The organism is Streptomyces sp. NPDC051664 (assembly GCF_044453545.1).
Classification (GTDB): Bacteria; Actinomycetota; Actinomycetes; order Streptomycetales; family Streptomycetaceae; genus Streptomyces.
This window is the reverse complement of sequence record NZ_JBITCU010000014.1, coordinates 115,252-131,699: the sequence shown is the minus strand read 5'-3', so window position 1 is coordinate 131,699 and position 16,448 is coordinate 115,252. Positions and strand designations below refer to the sequence as shown.

Genomic DNA, 16,448 nt, shown 5'->3' with positions numbered 1-16,448 from the left:
TCGGTCGTACGGGGTCCGTCCACGAGGGCTGGGGGGATCGAAAGTCTGGAGGATCGCCGGTTCGGCTGACGAGTTGGGCTCGTGCGGCGCCTTAGGTGCGTGACGGGGCGCGCACCGTTCCCTGCGGTCGGGAATGAGTCCGTGTCGTGTCTCATGATCCATATCGACGGAATCCTGGTGTGCGCCATTCCTGGCCGTCGGGCAGCACGGCGAGAGCTTCGTAGCCGTCCAGTGATTCCAGCCAGTCCTGTGCGCCGTCGCCTCTGGCGAAGGCTGCGGTGGCATAGGTGTCGGTCACCGTGAGGCGGCGGCCGATGAGTGTGAGTGAGGCGAGTGCAGTGGCGGGTGTGCCGTGGTGCGGGTTGAGGATGTGGGCGCCGCGCTCGGCCGTACCGGAGGTGGCCACAGCCAGGTCGTGGTCGGCGGTGACGACGGTGGCGAGTTCGCCGGGGAGCAGAGGGTGGGCGATGCCGATGCGCCAGGGGGTGCCGGGGCTCGCCTGGCCGCGGAGCTGGAGGTCGCCGCCGCCGTTGACGCACGTGTGGTGCGCGCCTGCGTCGTAGAGGAGTTGGGATGCGGCTTCGACGGCCCAGCCCTTGACGAGCCCTGAGGGGTCGAGGGTTCCGGCGGGGACGACGCTGAACCAGCCGTCGGTGACGTGGGTGGCCTGTGCACAGAGGGACAGGACTTCGTGGACTTCGGGAGGGCAGTCGTCCAGGTGGATCTCGCCGCGGCCGAGGCGGCTGATGAGGCTGTCGGCCCGGTAGGTGGAGAACACGGTATCGACCCGGTGGAGGTGTTGCACGGCCTCGGCGAGGGCGCGGTGGATGGCGGTGGTCGGCTTGTCGCGGATGTCGAAGGAGAAGACGGTACCCATGACGTGCTCGACGTGGCGCAGCCCGTGCGCGGTGTCAGGCATGGGCCTGGTCCAGTGCACTCTGCAGGGACTGGATGTAGCCCTGGCTGGTGTAGCTGGCGCCGGAGACGGCGTCGATGTGCGCGCTCTGCGCACCGATGGCCTCCTGGGTGAGGCGGGGTAGCGCGTAGGCGGCGATCTGCTGGTCGCGGCCGTTCTGGTCCGGTGCCTGGAGGACCTTGACCGAGGTGATCTTTCCCTTGGAGAGGGTGGCGGCGACCTGCACCGTCCCGTACTGGGTGTCGATGGGATCGCCCGTGAACGTGCCTGTCCCGGTGGACGCACCCGGAGCGGCGCTCGCGGGGGTGTGCGGGGACGAGGAGGCCGCGGGGGAACGGGGGGCCGGCCCGGGGAGGGCGGGGAGCTGGTGGGGTTTGAGGGCGAGCAGCGCGACGACGAGGGCGCTGATCCCGGTGGTGGCGAGTACGGCTCGGCGCACGGTGATTCTCCTCAGAACGCGAACGACTCGTGGTGGATACGCCGCGCCGGGACGCCGGCATGGCGCAGGGCATGGATCGCGGCCTGAGCCATGCCGGGTGGCCCGCATACGTAGACGTCGTGCGCGGCCAGATCCGGCACCAGAGCGCTCAGGCCGTCGGCGGTGAGGGGTACGGAGTGTCCGTCCGGTTCGTCGACGATGTAGCGCACGGTGGCCCGGCGGCCGGCGGCTATCGCGTCGAGTTCACCGCGCAGGGCGAGATCGTCGGCGTGGCGGGCCCGGTAGACGAGGGTTACCTGCCCTGGCAGGGTCTCGAAGAGTGTGCGCAAGGGAGTGATGCCGACGCCGCCGGCCAGGAGCAGGACCTTGGGGACGGTGCGCCGGTTCGCGGTGAAGCTTCCGTACGGGCCCTCGGCCCACACCCGGGTGCCGGTCGCGAGGTGGGCGAGCGCGGCACTGTGGTCACCTGCGGTCTTGACCGTGATGCGCAGGTGGCGGGGGTGTGCGGGGGCGGAGAGTGAGTAGGGATTGGCGGTCCACCACAGCCCGCGGGACATGAAACGCCAGCGCAGGAACTGCCCCGGCTCACCTCCCAGTTCGTCCAGGTGCTCGCCGGCGAGGTGGACGGAGACCACGCCCGGCGCCTCGGGGTGGACCGCGGTGACATGCAGGCGGTGGCGCAGTCCACGTCGCACGGGGACGGCGAACCGGTACCAGGCGACCAGCGCCGCGACGCCGAGGAACAGCGCGTACCAGGCCGCCTGGGCGGCTCGGTTGCCGACGAAGTCGGCTCCGTTGGAGAGCTGGTGCCCGAAGGTGAGGAAAACGGCCAGGTAGGTGGCGAAGTGCAGGTAGTGCCAGGTCTCGTAACTCAGCCTGCGACGGGCCGCGCGGGCCGAGAGGACCCCGGTGGCCAGGAACAGCAGGAAGCCGGCCGTGCCTTTGAGGAGGTCTGGATAGTGCAGGACGAGCGAGGAGGTCTGGCTGACCAGCTGCGTGTGGGAGCTCAGGGAGTAGCCCCAGATGATCAGCAGGGTGTGGGCGAGCGCCAGGGAGATGGTGCAGCGGCCGCCGAGCGCGTGCCAGCGGGCGAGCCGGTCCGTGCCGATGGTGTGGTCCAGAAGCGGCATGCGGGCCATGAGGGCCAGGAGGACGGCGCAGGCGTAGCCGGCCAGGAGCCCGGTGATGCGTCCCGCGCCGGTGAGCCAGCCCGCCGGGCCGACCACCGAGGTCGTGTCGCTCCACCACAGGGCGAGCACCCCGGCGGCGCCGGCCCAGATCACGAGCGGCGCCAGGATCGGCACGACGCTGCGGCGCGGGCGCCGGTGGCGCATCCCACGGCTCGCGTACGTGGTGGTGGATGTGGCGGTCATGGCGCTCCTCCGGATGAGACACGCTCCGGTGATGGGCGGCCAGCCTCACAGCCCAACTTCTGGGTACCTTCTGAAACAGCCCTGTCGGCCGCCCTCAGCGGCGATTCAGAGGAAATTCAGAGGCACGGCCGGCCCTGCCGTGGCCTGCGCCGGGGGATCCTGAGGGGACCATGGACGAGCCGCGCATGACCTCGCTTCTGCACCGCCCCGACGGAGGACCGGTGCGGGTCCTCGTCGTCGATGACGAACCCGACGTCACAGATGTGCTGGCCGGGGTCATGACCGGGGAGGGCTGGCAGGTCCGCACCGCCGCCGACGGCGCGACCGCGATCGTGACAGCCCGTGATTTCCACCCCGATGCCGTGGTCCTGGACTGGATGCTGCCCGACTTCGACGGCCTGCAGATCTTGCGGGCCCTTCGGCGCGAGGCACCCAGCGTGTGCGTGCTGTTCCTGACCGCCCGCGACGCGGTCGAGGACCGCATCGCCGGTATCACCGCAGGCGGCGACGACTATGTCACCAAGCCATACAGCCTGGAAGAAGTCCTGGCCCGGCTGCGGGGGCTCCTCCGGCGGGCCGGGATGACCGCGGAGCCGGGCGTGCAACGACTGACGGTAGGAGACCTGACCATGGACGAAGAGGCCAGGGAAGTCAGACGCGGCGGGGCCATGGTCAATCTGTCGCGGACCGAGTTCGAACTCCTGCGGTTCCTCATGCGTAATCCGCGCCGGGTGCTGTCCAAGGACCAGATCCTCGACCGGGTCTGGGCTTACGACTTCGGTGGCCGCGCCCATGTCGTCGAGCTCTACATCAGCTACCTCCGCAAGAAGATCGATGCCGGGCGCACCCCGATGATCCACACGGTGCGCGGTGTCGGCTACGTCCTCAAGCCGGACTCCCCATGAGGCGTCTGCCGCCCCGTACCCTGCGCGGCCAGCTCACCGCCGGACTTGTCACCCTGCTCGCCCTCGCCTGCCTCGCCGTCGGCATGACCACCGCCCTCGCCCTGCGAGGCTTCCTGATGGGGCGCCTCGACGAACAGCTCTCCGCCTCCGCCGGCAGGTTCGCCGCCAGCCTGGAACACGAGGCCAGTCCCGACGCGGACAACCGTCCCGACACGCGCGGTCAGGCCGAATCGACCTTCGGCGCCCGCCTCCTGAACGGCACCGTCACCCAGGCCGCCGTCGTCGACGACGCCACCGACCGCCCCCTCCACCTCACCCCCGCGGATCGCCGCGCCCTGGCGGGGATCCCCGTCGACGGAAGCGGACACAGCATCCGCCTCTCCACACTGGGGGGCTATCGCATCACGGCCGTTGACGGCGACGATCAGGACATCCTGATCACCGGCCTGCCCCTGCACCCGGTGGAAGAGACCGTTCACCGTCTCGAAGCGGTCGAAGCGGTGCTGTTCGGCGCCGCCCTCGTGGTCACCGGCACCGCCGGGGCCTTGTGGGTACGGATCTCGCTGCGCCCGCTCCAGCGGGTGACCGCCCGGGCAGCGGAGGTCGCCGGGTTGCCGCTCGCCAGCGGCGAGGTCGCCATGCCGGAACCACTTCCCGACACCGACCCGCGCACCGAGGTCGGCCAGGTCGGCACCGCCCTCAACCACATGCTCGGCCGCGTCGAGGACGCCCTCCTACGGCGTCAGGCCAGCGAGGAGCGGCTCCGGCACTTCGCCGCCGACGCCAGCCACGAACTGCGCACCCCCGTCGCCAACATCCGCGGCCACGCCGAACTCGCGCTGCGCCATCACGGCCCCGTCCCCGGCGAGATCCGCCACGCCCTGGAGCGTATCGGCAGCGAATCGCAGCGTATGAGCTGCCTCGTGGACGACCTGCTCCTCCTCGCCCGCCTGGACGCTGGACGCCCCCTCGAACACGAGACGGTCGATCTGACCCTGCTGATCCTGAACGCGACGGACGACGCACGCGCCGCGGGACCTGACCACCGCTGGCTCCTCGAACTCCCCGAAGAGCCCATCACCGTCACCGGAGACGCCCACCGGCTCCAGCAGGCCATCGGCAACGTCCTTGCCAATGCCCGCACCCACACCCCGCCCGGTACCGAAGTGACCGTCACCCTCGCCGCCGAACCGACTGGCGTCTCCGTGAGCGTGAGTGACGACGGTCCAGGCATCCCTGAAGAACTCCAGCCGGAGGTCTTCGGCCGTTTCGTCCGCGCCGACCATGCCCGCTCCCGCAGCACTGGGAGCACCGGTCTGGGCCTTGCCATCGTTCACGCCGTCATCACCGCCCACGGCGGAACCGCCACCGTCACCAGCAGCCCCGGGCACACCACCTTCCGCCTGGCACTCCCCGACTGACACCGTACGGCCCGGCCGGCGCACCGACAGGTCGGGCCGGGAAGCTGCCCCATCATGTTTCGTCCGGGGCCGTGGACGAGATCGTGATCCGACTGAAGGAGCTGCTGTTCCCGTCGGTCGCGGACGTCGCGGTGCTGTCGGTGAGCGTGTCCGGGTGGCGCAACAGCGGCGCCGCACGGTGATCACGAGGGCTGGGGTCTGTCAGCCGACGCGCATCGCGACACTGCCCGCGCCGTGACGGGGTTGTGGCCAGGCAGCCCGCCGCCACGGCGGCGAGATCGGCGTCGGCCGGCGGGCTGCCCCGCTGACGACGGTGTCGTCCACCCAGGTGCGCCGGGCGTATGCGGCTCAGGTTTTACGATCCTGCAGCTGATGGTGCTGGTCGCCGTTGCGGTCGCCGGTCTGCAGGTCCAGCCGCCGGCGCCACCGTGCCGTCGGCGCGGTGGAGTCCGCCCAGGAACCGGCGTGCACCTCGCGGGAGTCGAGCACGTCCTCGCCGTAAATGTCCTGCAGCCAGTTGGTGTGGTAAATGGTGTCGAGATAGCGCTCCCCGAGGTCCGGGCCGATCGCCACCGCGGTGACTTCGCGCGCGTCATGCCGGGCCAACCAGTCCGTCGCGCCGCTGACCACCGTGCCGGTGGAGCCGCCGAACAGGAATCCGCGCCTGGCCAGACGATGACAGGTACGGATGGTGTCCGCCTCCTCGACACGTATCACCTCGTCCACATAGGACTCGTCGAGCAGCGGCGGTCGCATACTCATCCCCAGGCCGGGAATCATCCTGCGGCCCGGCGAACCGCCGAAGGACACACTGCCGACGCTGTCCACCGCGATGATCCGCACCGGCCGGTGCCATTCCCGGAAGTAGCGCGCGCAGCCCATCAGGGTTCCGGTGGTGCCGGCCCCGACGAACAGCACGTCCAGCCGGGGGAACTGGCGGGCGATCTCCGGCGCCGTCGTGCGGTAGTGCGCCTTCCAGTTGCTCGGATTGGTGTACTGGCTGAGCCACACGTACCGGTCGTCGGAGGCGCACAGTGCGCGGATGTACTCGATCCGCGCGCCGAGAAAGCCGCCGTTGGCCTCCTGGTCGGCGATCACGTGCACCTGGCTGCCCAGCGCCTCCATCATCAACCTGGTCGAGAGGTTGCCGCGGGCGTCCGTCACGCACAGGAACCGGTAGCCCTTGCTCGCCGCGATCATGCTCAGTGCCACGCCGAGGTTTCCGGACGAGGACTCGACCAGGATCGATTTCGGCGTCAGGACTCCATCTCGCTCAGCGTTCTCCACCATCTCGGTGGCGGCCTTCAACTTGATCGAGCCGGCGAAGTTGAAGCCCTCACACTTCAGGTAGAGCGAGTGCCCGAAGGTCGACCGAAGGTCGACATAGAGCTCCTCTTCGTTGAAGGCGTAGGGAACGGATATGACGGGCACCGTGGTCTCCTCCATCTGGCGCAGAGCAGTTTCGGAACGTCCATCCACCGTGGGCGGGCTTCTCGCTTTTTGCGGTCGGGAGCCCGGGTCCGACCGAGCCGGACGGCCCTGCGTCAGCAGCCGCTGTTCCGTACGTCCTGACTTGCTGCGACTTGACCGGGGATCTCTCCTGGAACTGGCCCTGCACAAGCCTCCTGGGTTCCGGGCCGGCTCATCCGTACCGGCTCAGTTCGTGAAAGAAGTCGTCGACGACGTGCAACTCGCCGCTGCGGACCACTTCGTCGTAGACGTCCTTGCCCACCGCGAGGTCGAGCACCCCGAGGCCGAAGGGCGAGAACACCACCGGCCGGTCCGTCGGCACCGTCACGCGCGCGGCCATCACGTCGTCCAGTGTGCCGTGCAGGAAGTCCCGGTTGCCCGTGAGCTGTTCGGCCAGATGCGGCGAGGTGTCGGCCTTCAGGCAGTGCTCGACGTCATCGACGATGTTGGTCGAGGCGAGCAGGATCTCCGGCGCGAGGTCGCGCAGCGACACGTGCAGCACCAGTGGATTGTGTGCGAACCATGACAGGTCGCTGACATGCGGCTGGCCGGCGACGGTTGCGAAGACCACCAGGTCGCTGTGTCGGATCAGCTGCTCGGCGCTGTCGTGCACGGTGACCCGGCCGGTGGTGCCCGACTGTTCCAGGTAGCACCGGAAGCCTGCCGCACTGTCGGCGGACAGGTCGTGCACGCCGATCTCGTCGAACGACCAGCCGGTGCCGGCCAGGAAGGTGTGGATGTAGCGGGCGATCAAGCCCACCCCGAAGAACCCGACACGTGTCGGGCGGAGCCGGTCGCGGCTGAGCCAGTCGGCAGCCGACGCCGCCGACGCCGCCGTCCTGGTGGCGCTGATGATCGAGCTTTCCAGACAGGCGAACGGGTAGCCGGTGTCAGGGTCGTTGAGGATCAGCACGGCCGAGGCCCTCGGGATGCCCGCCGCCACGTTCTCCGGGAAGCTGGAGATCCACTTCAGGCCGTCCACCCGCACCTCCCCGCCGATCGAGGCGGGCAGCGCGATGATCCGGGAGGACGGGCGGTCGGGGAATCGCAGGAAGTACGACGGCGGGTTCACCGAATCACCGGCGCCGTGCACCCGGTAGGTGGCCTCGACCAACTCCACGATTCGTTTCTCGCGTCCGTGCAGCGCGCGCTGGACCTGGGCACCGGAGATCACCGCGAACGGTGGCACGGTGACCGGCGCGGACAGTGCGGACTCCGTTGCGGTGGAGGCGACGGCGGTCATCCTGCGGTCACCTCGACGGTCGGCGAGCAGTCGCCCAGATGCACCGGGTCGGCCATGGCGACGAGCACTTCGCGCGGTCCCTCGAAGGGCTCCCTGCTGTGCGCGGTGCGGATGTTGTCGACGAGCATCAGGTCGCCGGCCTGCCACGGCTCGCGTGCGGTGTTGGCCTCGTAGACGCTGTTCAGCAGCTGCACGACGTCCTCGGCGATCGGGTCGCCACTGCCGAAGCGGGTGTTGAACGGCAGGCCGTCGGCGCCGTAGAGGTCCATCAGGTACTCGCGCACCTCGGGGGCCATCGTCCACTCGTTGAGGAACGCGATCTGGTTGAACCAGCAGCGCCGGCCGGTGACCGGGTGACGCACCACGGCGCTGCGGCGTTGTCTGGTGCGCAGTCCACCGTCGGGCTGCCACTCGAACGTGATCGCGTTGGCGCGGCAGTAGCTCTCGACGGCGGCACGGTCATCGGTGCCGAACGCCTCGGCGACGGTCGCCCCGATCTCGTCGTTGTAACTGCGGGTGAGCAGCCAGCCCTCCCGCTCGAACCGCTCGGTCAACTCTGCGGGCAGCGCGTCGAGCACGGTTGGTGAGTCGGCCACCGCGGTCGCCCCGCCGTCGGTGGGCGCGCTGAGACAGGCGAACATCATCATGCCGGGGAACTCAAGCGTGTAGCTCAGTTCGTGGTGCATGCACATCGGCTGGTTCGGCGGCCACTTCGATGAGGAGTACACGCCGTCGGAGTAGGTCCGTCGGGGTGCGAAGACCTCCTTCTCGGTCATCAGGCCGGTGGCCAGCCTCGAGAAGACGGCGCCGGTTCCGGCCGCGTCGCGCAGCCCGAGGCCGCGGACCAGGACCGAACCGTGCTCGGCGACGAAAGCGCGCAGCGCGTCCCGGTGCTCGGCCGCCCAGCTCAGCGCGTCACCGGTGGCCTCGGCCCGCAGCAGCGGAAGTTTGCCGGGTTCACGTTCCACGTCGACCAGCGACGCCGTGGATAGGGACGACATCTCGATGTCCTTTCAGTTGCCACTCAGGAAGAAGCGAACAGATCGGCGGCGCGCAGCACGGCCTCCGCCGCCTCGGTCGGTCGGGTGCGCAGGAAGTAGTGGCCTCCGTCGGCGAGCTCGTGCAGGTCGACCTGCTCGGCCAGGAGCTGCCAGTCGCGGTACCGGCGCGGGTACTCCGCTGTGCTCGGGTCGTCGGCGGCAACGACCACGGTGACCGGCGCGGACAGCTTGAGCGCCGGTGGGCTGTCCAGGGCGTCGGCGAAATAGTGGTGTGCGGACACGCAGTCGTGCCGGTAGGCGGCACCGATGTGCTCGGCGTGCCGCGCATCCAGCTCGCCGAGCTCGGTGTACCCGCCGTCCGCGGTCAGCCTCGCGGCGATCTCGGCGTCGCTTCGCCCGGTCAGCTCTGTGATGGTGGCGCGCCGGTCGGCGGCGCTGCCGAGCAGCTGCGCGCCGAGGAACACCCGCTGGACGTCCACCCCGCGCTCCTGCAGCTTTCTGGCTGTCTCCACGGCCAACGCGGTGCCCGAGGAATGGCCCCACAGCAGGACCTTGGTCAGGCCATGCCGGATGATCTCGACGACGACCTGCTCGACCACCTGTGCCATCGGCGCGAACGGCTCGCTCTCGGCAGCCACGTCGTGACCGGGCAGCTCGACGGCGTGGACCGCCGGGCCGCCGGCCGACAGTGCCCTGGCCATCGGCTGGAAGTTCACCGCGTTGCCGCCTGCGTAAGGGAAGCACACCAGGGCAGCGGGCTGCGTACCGTCCGATTCCGACAGTGACTGAAGCAGCCCGGAGCGCCGCTCGGACCTGCCGTCGACCAGCCCGGCCAGATCGGCAAGGACCGGGTGACGGGTGACGTCCTTGAGGGACACCGCACGGTCCAGGGTGATCGCCAGCTTCACCGCCGACAGCGACGTGCCGCCCCGGTCGAAGAAGTGGTCCCGCCGTCCGATCTGGTTCTCCGGGATGCCGAGCACCTTCGCCCATGCGGCCGCCAGTTGCTGTTCGGTCGGCGTGGTGGGCGCGCGGTACTCGTCCTGGACGGCGCCGAGTTCTCCGGCGAGCGCCCGCAGAGTCTTCCTGTCGATCTTGCTGTTGGCCGTCAGCGGCAGACTTTCGCGCCAGTGGAAGGCCGACGGCACCATGTACTCGGGCAGCGACTCACCGAGCCGGTCCAGCAGGACGCCGACCTCGAGTTGCCGCCGACCGGAGTAGAACGCCACCAGGTGCTTGCTCCGGTCGGCCCGCTCGGTGACCACCACCGCACCGTCGCGAACACCGGGGACCCGCAGCAGGGTGTTCTCGATCTCGCCGATCTCGATCCGGAAGCCACGAATCTTCACCTGGTTGTCCCGGCGGCCGAGGAACTCCAGCTTGCCGCCGGGCTGCCAGCGGCCGTAGTCGCCGCCCCGGTAGAGCCGGGCACCCTTACGGTGCGGATCGGTCAGGTAGGCCTGCCGGGTGCGCTCGGGGTCGTTGACGTATCCGCGACCGACGCAGACGCCGGAGAAGACGATCAGACCGGGGGCGCCGAGCGGCACCGGGGTCAGGTGCTCGTCGACGACATACACGTGCACGTTGTTGACCGCGGGACCCAGCAGGATCCGGTCCCCGTCGGGCACGCGGTCCATGACCTCGTGGTTGGTGTCGTCCGAGGTCTCGGTCAGCCCGTAGGCGTTGACCAGCTTGATCCCGGGCTGGGCGGCGAACCAGCGCTGCGCGAGCTCCTTCTTCAGGGCCTCGCCGGTGACCGACACGCACCGCAGGTCCGGCAGCTCGCGGGGGTGCTGCTTCAGACAGGACACCACGACGTCCAGGTAGGAGGGTACGACCTGGAGGACGGCGACCCGGCCGTCGACGATCTTGTCGACGAACAGCTGGACGTCCAGGATCGCCTCCTGCTCCACCAGCAGGGTCCGCCCGCCGACCAGCAGCCCGGACACCAGTTGCCACAGCGAGATGTCGAAGCACTGAGGTGCGGTCTGGGCGACCACCTGTCCCTCGCCGATCTCCAGGTCGTCGATCTTGGCGTAGAGGTGGTTCAGCATGCCCGCGTGCTCGCACATCGCACCCTTGGGCTCACCCGTGGAGCCGGAGGTGAAATAGATGTATGCGAGCTGGTCCGGTGCGACGCGCAGGCCCAGATCGTCGTCGGCATGGTCCTCCTCGTAGGCTGCGCCGACGAAGACATTCTGGATCCCGGACAGCGAGCCGAGGGCCTGGTCGAGGGTGGAGGTGCTCCCGGGTTCGGTCAGCACGAGTCCGCATGCGGCACGGGAGAGCATGGTCGCGACGCGATCGGCCGGGAAGTGCGGCTCGATGGGCAGGTACACGCCGCCGGCCTTGAAGACAGCGAGGACGGCGGCCATCCAGTCCAGGTTGCGCTCGGTCACCACCGCGACGACACCCTCGGGGCGCAGCCCCCGCGCCAGCAGGGCTCGTCCCACCCGGTTGGCGCGTGCGTTGAGTTCCCGATACGTCAGCTGCTGCTCCCCGTGCACCGCGGCGACGGCATCCGGGTGAGCCGCCACCCGCTGCTCGAACAGCTCGTGGAACCGTTGGTCCGGCAGCTCCCGGCGTGGACCGGCGAGTTCTTCGAGCTGGAAGCGGAGTTCCTCGGCGGAGAGCAGGCTCTGCCGCGCGTGCTCGGCGTCCGGATCGGCGGCGATGAGCGCGAGCGCGGTGAGGTGATAACCGGCGATCCTGACGGCGGAGTCCGCGTCGAGCGCTTCGGTCCGGTACCGCAGCCGCAGCACGTTGTGGCCGCCGCGTTGTGAGAATCCCACCCACAGCACCGTGTTGCCGGCGATTGCGCCGCCCGAGCCGTGCGGATCGAACACGGTCTCGATCGGCGGTTCGGACAGGCCCAGCTCGCGCCTGAGCTCATCGACCGGAAAGTCCTTGTGCAACAGCAGATCCGACGCGGCTCGATGGGCGTCCAGCAGCAGCGATCGCCACGAGCCGGGGTCGGTCGTCAGCCGGCAGGGCAGCGGCCGGGCGCCCTCCACGGTGACGTAACCCGTCGCGACCTCGCGCTCGCCGGACAGCGCGGCAAGCACCTTGGCGTGCGCGGCCAGCAGCACGGAGTCGAGCGGCACCGCCAGGTCCTTGGCCAATCGGCCCAACCCTGACACGACGTCGTCCGGGATCGTCGCCTCGTGTTCGCCGACGCCCGTCACCGGATCGAGCGTCCACCGCGGTACGGCGGTGGATCCACCGGCGAGGAGCACGGTGCGCCAGAACTCCCGGTCGGCCTGCACTTGCTTTCCCATCTGGTCGTCCCTCTCCGTTCACCGTCGCCACCGAGCCGTTCGCGCCGACATGGGCGGCGCTGCTATCCCTTCCGCGTCAGTGCCTCGGGCTGATGAGGGGCATCTCGCATCTCCGTGGCCGGGTTTCCTCCCCAGCGTGCGTGCTGTGGGACTTCCTCGCCTTTCATGAGAAAGGAGTCGGGGGCGAGTACCGCGCCGTCGCCCATCGTCACGCCGTAGTGGACGTGGGCTCCCACACCGAGGGTGCAGCCGGCGGCGATGGTGCTGCGATCGGACTTGAAGGTGCCGTCCTCCTGCGAGTGGCACTGGATCTTGCTTCCCGCGTTGAGCGTGCAGTCGCTCCCGATGGTGGTGAGCGTCCGCTCCGTCAGATAGCAGCCGTCATCGAAGACCCTGCTGCCGAGCCGAACACCCAGCATCCGCCAGATCACGTTCTTGAACGGGGTGCCGTTGAAGACGTTGAGGTACGTGTCGGGCACCTTCCAGAGGCGCTCGTGCCACCAGAAGTACGGGTCGTAGATGGAACACAACTGCGGTCGCAGCACGCGGAATGCCGCGATACCGCGTTCGACCAGTACGAAGTAGACAGCGGTGAACCCAAGACCGAACACCAGGAACACAGCGATCAGCACATGCCCGTAGGCGTCGTACAGTTCGGCGTTCGCCAGGCCGAGCATCGTGAGCACGAAGAAGTGCAGCCACCGCACGAGCAGGAAGAACACCATCGAGCGGATGTTGTAGCGGTTCTTCGCAGCGAGGCTGCGGCGCAACTCGTCGCCGGTCCGAAGGTGGTCGAACCGGGAGTCGCGCTCGACCGAGCGGGGAATCTCGAAGCACGGCGAGCCGAGCAGGCCCACACCCTCGCGCACCTCGCCGTCGAGCGGAACCATCACCTTCGTCGCAAGGAGACAGTTCTCGCCCGTTCTGGCCCCTGAGGGAAAGGCGATGTTGTTACCGAGAAAGTTGTATGGCCCGATCGAGGCCCGGGACACCCGGAAGGACGTGCTCGAGAAGTCGGCGTTCACGATGGAGAGCCCGTCAGCGACCATCGTCCCGCTGCCGACAGAGCACAGATACGGGGTCTCGTGCTGCACTTCCGTGCCGAAGTTCGACCCGGTCTGCTCGACCCGGGACAAGTCGTACCCGAGGCCGCGCAGATAATGGACGATGTAGGAGCTGTCACCGAACAGCCATTTGAAGAACTTGATGTTGGTCATGCGCCCGATCGCCCGGTGCGCCGAGTAGTGAAACCCGTACAGCGGATAGACCTTGTCCGGCTTGACGACCAGGTTCAGCAGGCGCGGAACGGTGAACAATACGGCCAGACCCACGACGACGAAGCCGAAGAACAACACCAGGGAAAGGATCAGCGCGTCGACGTAGAGATTCGTCGATGTGAACCCCATCGTGCCCGGGCCCAGCCGGTTGTGCAGCGCCGGAACCAGGGTCACCAGCATGTACGCGCCCCCGACAGTCAGCGGTACGTAGAGGAAGAACAGCTGAAGGACGGTGACGAGGCCGAAGCCCGCCCGGCGCAGCGTGCTGCACCTGGCCGGCCCGATCCTCAGGTAGTCGTGCTGCGTGGGCTGGGCCGGGGATCCGTGCCAGCGCTGACCGCCCGGGACCGCCTGGCCGCTGTACAGCGTGGACGTGTGGCCGAGCTGGGCCCCGTCACCCATCGATGTGTCGATGTCGAGGACGGTCTTCTCGCCGATGAACACGTCCCGGCCCAGGGTGACGCGGCCGGTCTGGATGCGGCCGGCGTGCGCCCGGTAGCAGAGGAAGAACGAGTCCTTGCGGATCACCGTGCCGGCGCCGATCGTGAGCAGGTCGGGGCAGACCGGAACGTTGCGGGAGAGGATCGTGACCCCCTTGCCGATCCGTGCGCCCAGGGCCCGCAGGTACAGCACGTACAGGGGATTGCCGACGAAGAAGATCATCGGGTTGGCGTGGATCAGTACCTTGACGGTCCAGAAACGCAGATACGTCAGACCCCAGACCGGGAACTCACGCGATTTCCACCGGCCGATGAGGAGCCATTTGGCCGCGATCGGGAAGGTGCACAGACCGATGAAGCCGGCGCCGCCGAAGACGAACGATCGCAGGTAGATGTCGATCACATCCGAGCCGGCGGAGACCCATGCATAGCCCAGGTCGGCAACAAGTCCGGCGAGGAATGAATATCCCAGGAAAAGCAGGAACTGCAGCGTTCCGCAGAGGGCGTACTGCACCGTGCCGGCCGGGGTCACCACCTCGGTCGACGCCGGTACCGACGACTCGACAGGGACGGGCACGGCTTCGGCGAGCCCCGTCGCCAGGCTTCGGATCGTCGGATTCCGGTAGATATCCTTCATCGACGCCGAGGGGAGGTCCGCACGCTTCCGGACCCGCGCGCAGAAATGGGCCATCACCAACGAGTTGGCGCCGAGGTCATCGAAGAAGTGGCTGTCGACCGATACCCGTTCGACGCACATGACGTCGGCCAGCACCTCGGCGAGATCTCTCTCGATGCCGGTCTCCGGGTCGGTGTACGTGCACTTGTCGATCGCAGTTTCATTCGGCCCGGGGGTCAGGACTTCGAGGGATTTCTCCTCCATGCGAGCTCCTTGAGGAACTTTCGAGAATCGTCGGCCATGACGGTCGGAGCCCTGTACGCGCATTTTTCTCTGGCCGGACCGAGTGGTCCGGAAGTCATGAGGCCGGGATCTGTTGTCCGGTTCCAGAACCGTTGCCTCAGTCTCAGCCGACCACCGTCGGGCTGCCACTCGAACTGCCCGGTCCATTCTTCATCCACGGTCCCGACCGGCGGGACCATGGATGAGCTGCGCATGGGTCTTGCCCTACTGCATGCGAGTGGCGTGTGCCTGACCCGGGAGGGAGCTGCGCCGGGGGCACGTGACAGCCAATTGGCTGAGCGCCGCGGGGTGGTGACGGCACCCGAGAGGCCGCAGCTTTGATACGGCGGTGCGACGCCCACACGCTTCTCAGTGGTGGCGCGGTGGTACACCCGGCCGAAACCATGTGACTCGATCCAATGAGGTACGGCCATCCGGGGGTGACAACCTCGCCACCGCGGCCCTCACCTGGGTGCCCACCGCGCCCCGGCCACCGACATTCCGCGGGTCGCCGACAGGCCTCGACTCAGCGCTCCAGGACAAGGGCCTGGCCCTGCCCGACACCTATGCACAGCGCGGCCAGACCCGTGCCCGAGCCCGCTTCGGCGAGCTGGTGGGCGACTGCTCCGGCGATGCGGGCGCCGGAGGCGCCGAGGGGATGTCCGAGGGCGATGGCTCCACCCCTCGTGTTGAGGATGTCGGAGTCGAGGTCGGGCAGGGCCGCGAGGCAGCCCAACGCCTGGGCGGCGTAGGCCTCGTTGAGCTCGACGGTGTGCAGGTCGCCGAAGTCGCGCCCGGCCTTCGTCAGGGCCTTGCGGATGGCATCGACCGGGCCCAGACCGAAGTACTGCGGCTCGATGCCGGTCACGGCGCCGGCCCGGATCCTGGCCAGCGGCTCACGACCGATCTCGGCCAGCCCGGCCTCGTCGGCCAGCAGCAGGGCTGCCGCGCCGTCGTTGAGGGGCGAGGCGTTGCCGGCCGTGACCGTACCTCCCTCACGGAAGACGGGCTTGAGGCGGGCCAGCGCATCGAGAGACGTGTCGTCCCGGATTCCCTCGTCGCGGGCCAGGTCGACACCGTCGACGGGAACCACCTCGGCTTCGTAGGCACCGTCCTTCCACGCCCGCGAGGCCTTCTGGTGACTGGCGAGCGCGAACACGTCCTGAGCCTCGCGGGTGATTCCGTACCTGTCGGCGATCAGCTCGGCACTCTCGCCGAGCGGGATGGTCCATTCCTCGGGCATGCGCGGGTTGATCATCCTCCAGCCCAGGGTGGTGGAGTACAGCTGCTGGTTGCCTGCCGGGAAGGCCCGTTCCGGTTTGGGCAACACCCACGGGGCGCGGCTCATGGACTCCACGCCGCCTGCCACCACGATGGAGGCATCGCCGAGCGCCACTGCACGGGCGGCCTGGACGACGGCCTCCATCCCCGAGCCGCACAGCCGGTTGACGGTGGCTCCGGGGACCGTGACGGGCAGGCCGGCCAGCAGTACCGCCATGCGGGCGACATCGCGGTTCTCCTCCCCGGCGCCGTTGGAGTTCCCGAGAAGCACGTCGCCGATGAGGCCCGGGTCCAGGGCGGGGCTACGGTCGAGCAGACCACGCAGCACGCCGGCGGCGAGGTCGTCGGGGCGCACCGAGGACAGCGCCCCGCCGTAGCGGCCGATCGGGGTACGGACGGCGTCGACGACGTAGACGTCCCGCAGGTACTCGTTCATCGGGACTCCTTGTGGTGGAGAGTGATGTGGGGGGTGTGATGCCGGCCCGCCGGTCCGGGCGCTGTCCAGG

Annotated in this window: 11 protein-coding genes; 2 read left to right on the top strand and 9 right to left on the bottom strand. The window is 68.9% G+C overall.

Annotated features, from left to right (window positions below):
• Positions 1–151 precede the first annotated feature (151 nt).
• Genes ACIA8E_RS25255 through ACIA8E_RS25245 form a run of 3 tightly spaced genes read right to left on the bottom strand, consistent with a single transcriptional unit; the run spans position 152 to position 2,728 of the window.
• The gene (locus tag ACIA8E_RS25255; RefSeq protein WP_399301592.1) at positions 152–919 is read right to left on the bottom strand and encodes an FAD:protein FMN transferase; all 768 of its coding nucleotides are present in this window, start codon (positions 917–919) and stop codon (positions 152–154) included.
• Positions 912–1,355: an FMN-binding protein gene (locus tag ACIA8E_RS25250; RefSeq protein WP_399301591.1), complete on the bottom strand. Its 444-nt coding sequence runs from the start codon at positions 1,353–1,355 to the stop codon at positions 912–914. The genes ACIA8E_RS25255 and ACIA8E_RS25250 overlap by 8 nt, the downstream gene beginning before the upstream one ends.
• A gap of 11 nt (positions 1,356–1,366) precedes the next feature.
• A complete protein-coding gene (locus ACIA8E_RS25245; RefSeq protein WP_399301590.1) occupies positions 1,367–2,728 on the bottom strand; it encodes a ferric reductase-like transmembrane domain-containing protein in 1,362 nt (453 codons plus the stop codon).
• A gap of 170 nt (positions 2,729–2,898) precedes the next feature.
• On the opposite strand from ACIA8E_RS25245, the gene ACIA8E_RS25240 reads away from it, so the two are divergent.
• Positions 2,899–3,633, top strand: coding sequence for a response regulator transcription factor (locus tag ACIA8E_RS25240; protein ID WP_399301589.1), 735 nt, complete (start codon positions 2,899–2,901; stop codon positions 3,631–3,633).
• Positions 3,630–5,054: an ATP-binding protein gene (locus ACIA8E_RS25235; RefSeq protein WP_399301588.1), complete on the top strand. Its 1,425-nt coding sequence runs from the start codon at positions 3,630–3,632 to the stop codon at positions 5,052–5,054. The genes ACIA8E_RS25240 and ACIA8E_RS25235 overlap by 4 nt, the downstream gene beginning before the upstream one ends.
• 348 nt (positions 5,055–5,402) lie before the next feature.
• Here the strand turns inward: ACIA8E_RS25235 and sbnA are convergent, their stop codons facing one another.
• From sbnA to ACIA8E_RS25205, 6 genes are all read right to left on the bottom strand, one after another.
• Entirely contained in the window at positions 5,403–6,485 is a 1,083-nt protein-coding gene (gene sbnA, locus ACIA8E_RS25230; protein ID WP_399301587.1) for a 2,3-diaminopropionate biosynthesis protein SbnA, read from the bottom strand.
• Positions 6,486–6,696: 211 nt separating this feature from the next.
• Positions 6,697–7,767 (bottom strand): 2,3-diaminopropionate biosynthesis protein SbnB, encoded by a 1,071-nt coding sequence (gene sbnB / locus ACIA8E_RS25225; RefSeq protein ID WP_399301586.1) that lies wholly within the window; start codon positions 7,765–7,767, stop codon positions 6,697–6,699.
• On the bottom strand, positions 7,764–8,768 hold the full coding sequence (locus ACIA8E_RS25220) for a TauD/TfdA family dioxygenase (RefSeq protein WP_399301585.1): 1,005 nt from the start codon (positions 8,766–8,768) through the stop codon (positions 7,764–7,766). The genes sbnB and ACIA8E_RS25220 overlap by 4 nt, the downstream gene beginning before the upstream one ends.
• 23 nt (positions 8,769–8,791) lie before the next feature.
• Positions 8,792–12,046, bottom strand: a complete 3,255-nt coding sequence (locus tag ACIA8E_RS25215) for an amino acid adenylation domain-containing protein (protein WP_399301584.1) — start codon at positions 12,044–12,046, stop codon at positions 8,792–8,794.
• A 62-nt stretch (positions 12,047–12,108) separates the two neighbouring features.
• Complete coding sequence (locus ACIA8E_RS25210; RefSeq protein WP_399301583.1) at positions 12,109–14,643, bottom strand: Pls/PosA family non-ribosomal peptide synthetase; 2,535 nt, start codon at positions 14,641–14,643, stop codon at positions 12,109–12,111.
• A 544-nt stretch (positions 14,644–15,187) separates the two neighbouring features.
• Positions 15,188–16,378 carry a thiolase family protein gene (locus ACIA8E_RS25205; RefSeq protein ID WP_399301582.1) on the bottom strand — a complete coding sequence of 397 codons (1,191 nt, stop codon included), beginning with the start codon at positions 16,376–16,378 and terminating at the stop codon, positions 15,188–15,190.
• Between the last annotated feature and the right edge of the window lie 70 nt (positions 16,379–16,448).

What these genes read in the sequence shown, in the direction of transcription:
- ACIA8E_RS25255 (WP_399301592.1), bottom strand. Translation starts at nt 919, where the DNA reads ATGCCTGACACCGCGCACGGGCTGCGCCACGTCGAGCACGTCATGGGT.
- ACIA8E_RS25245 (WP_399301590.1), bottom strand. Translation starts at nt 2,728, where the DNA reads ATGACCGCCACATCCACCACCACGTACGCGAGCCGTGGGATGCGCCAC.
- ACIA8E_RS25240 (WP_399301589.1), top strand. Translation starts at nt 2,899, where the DNA reads ATGGACGAGCCGCGCATGACCTCGCTTCTGCACCGCCCCGACGGAGGA.
- ACIA8E_RS25235 (WP_399301588.1), top strand. Translation starts at nt 3,630, where the DNA reads ATGAGGCGTCTGCCGCCCCGTACCCTGCGCGGCCAGCTCACCGCCGGA.
- sbnB (WP_399301586.1), bottom strand. Translation starts at nt 7,767, where the DNA reads ATGACCGCCGTCGCCTCCACCGCAACGGAGTCCGCACTGTCCGCGCCG.
- ACIA8E_RS25220 (WP_399301585.1), bottom strand. Translation starts at nt 8,768, where the DNA reads ATGTCGTCCCTATCCACGGCGTCGCTGGTCGACGTGGAACGTGAACCC.
- ACIA8E_RS25215 (WP_399301584.1), bottom strand. Translation starts at nt 12,046, where the DNA reads ATGGGAAAGCAAGTGCAGGCCGACCGGGAGTTCTGGCGCACCGTGCTC.
- ACIA8E_RS25210 (WP_399301583.1), bottom strand. Translation starts at nt 14,643, where the DNA reads ATGGAGGAGAAATCCCTCGAAGTCCTGACCCCCGGGCCGAATGAAACT.
- ACIA8E_RS25205 (WP_399301582.1), bottom strand. Translation starts at nt 16,378, where the DNA reads ATGAACGAGTACCTGCGGGACGTCTACGTCGTCGACGCCGTCCGTACC.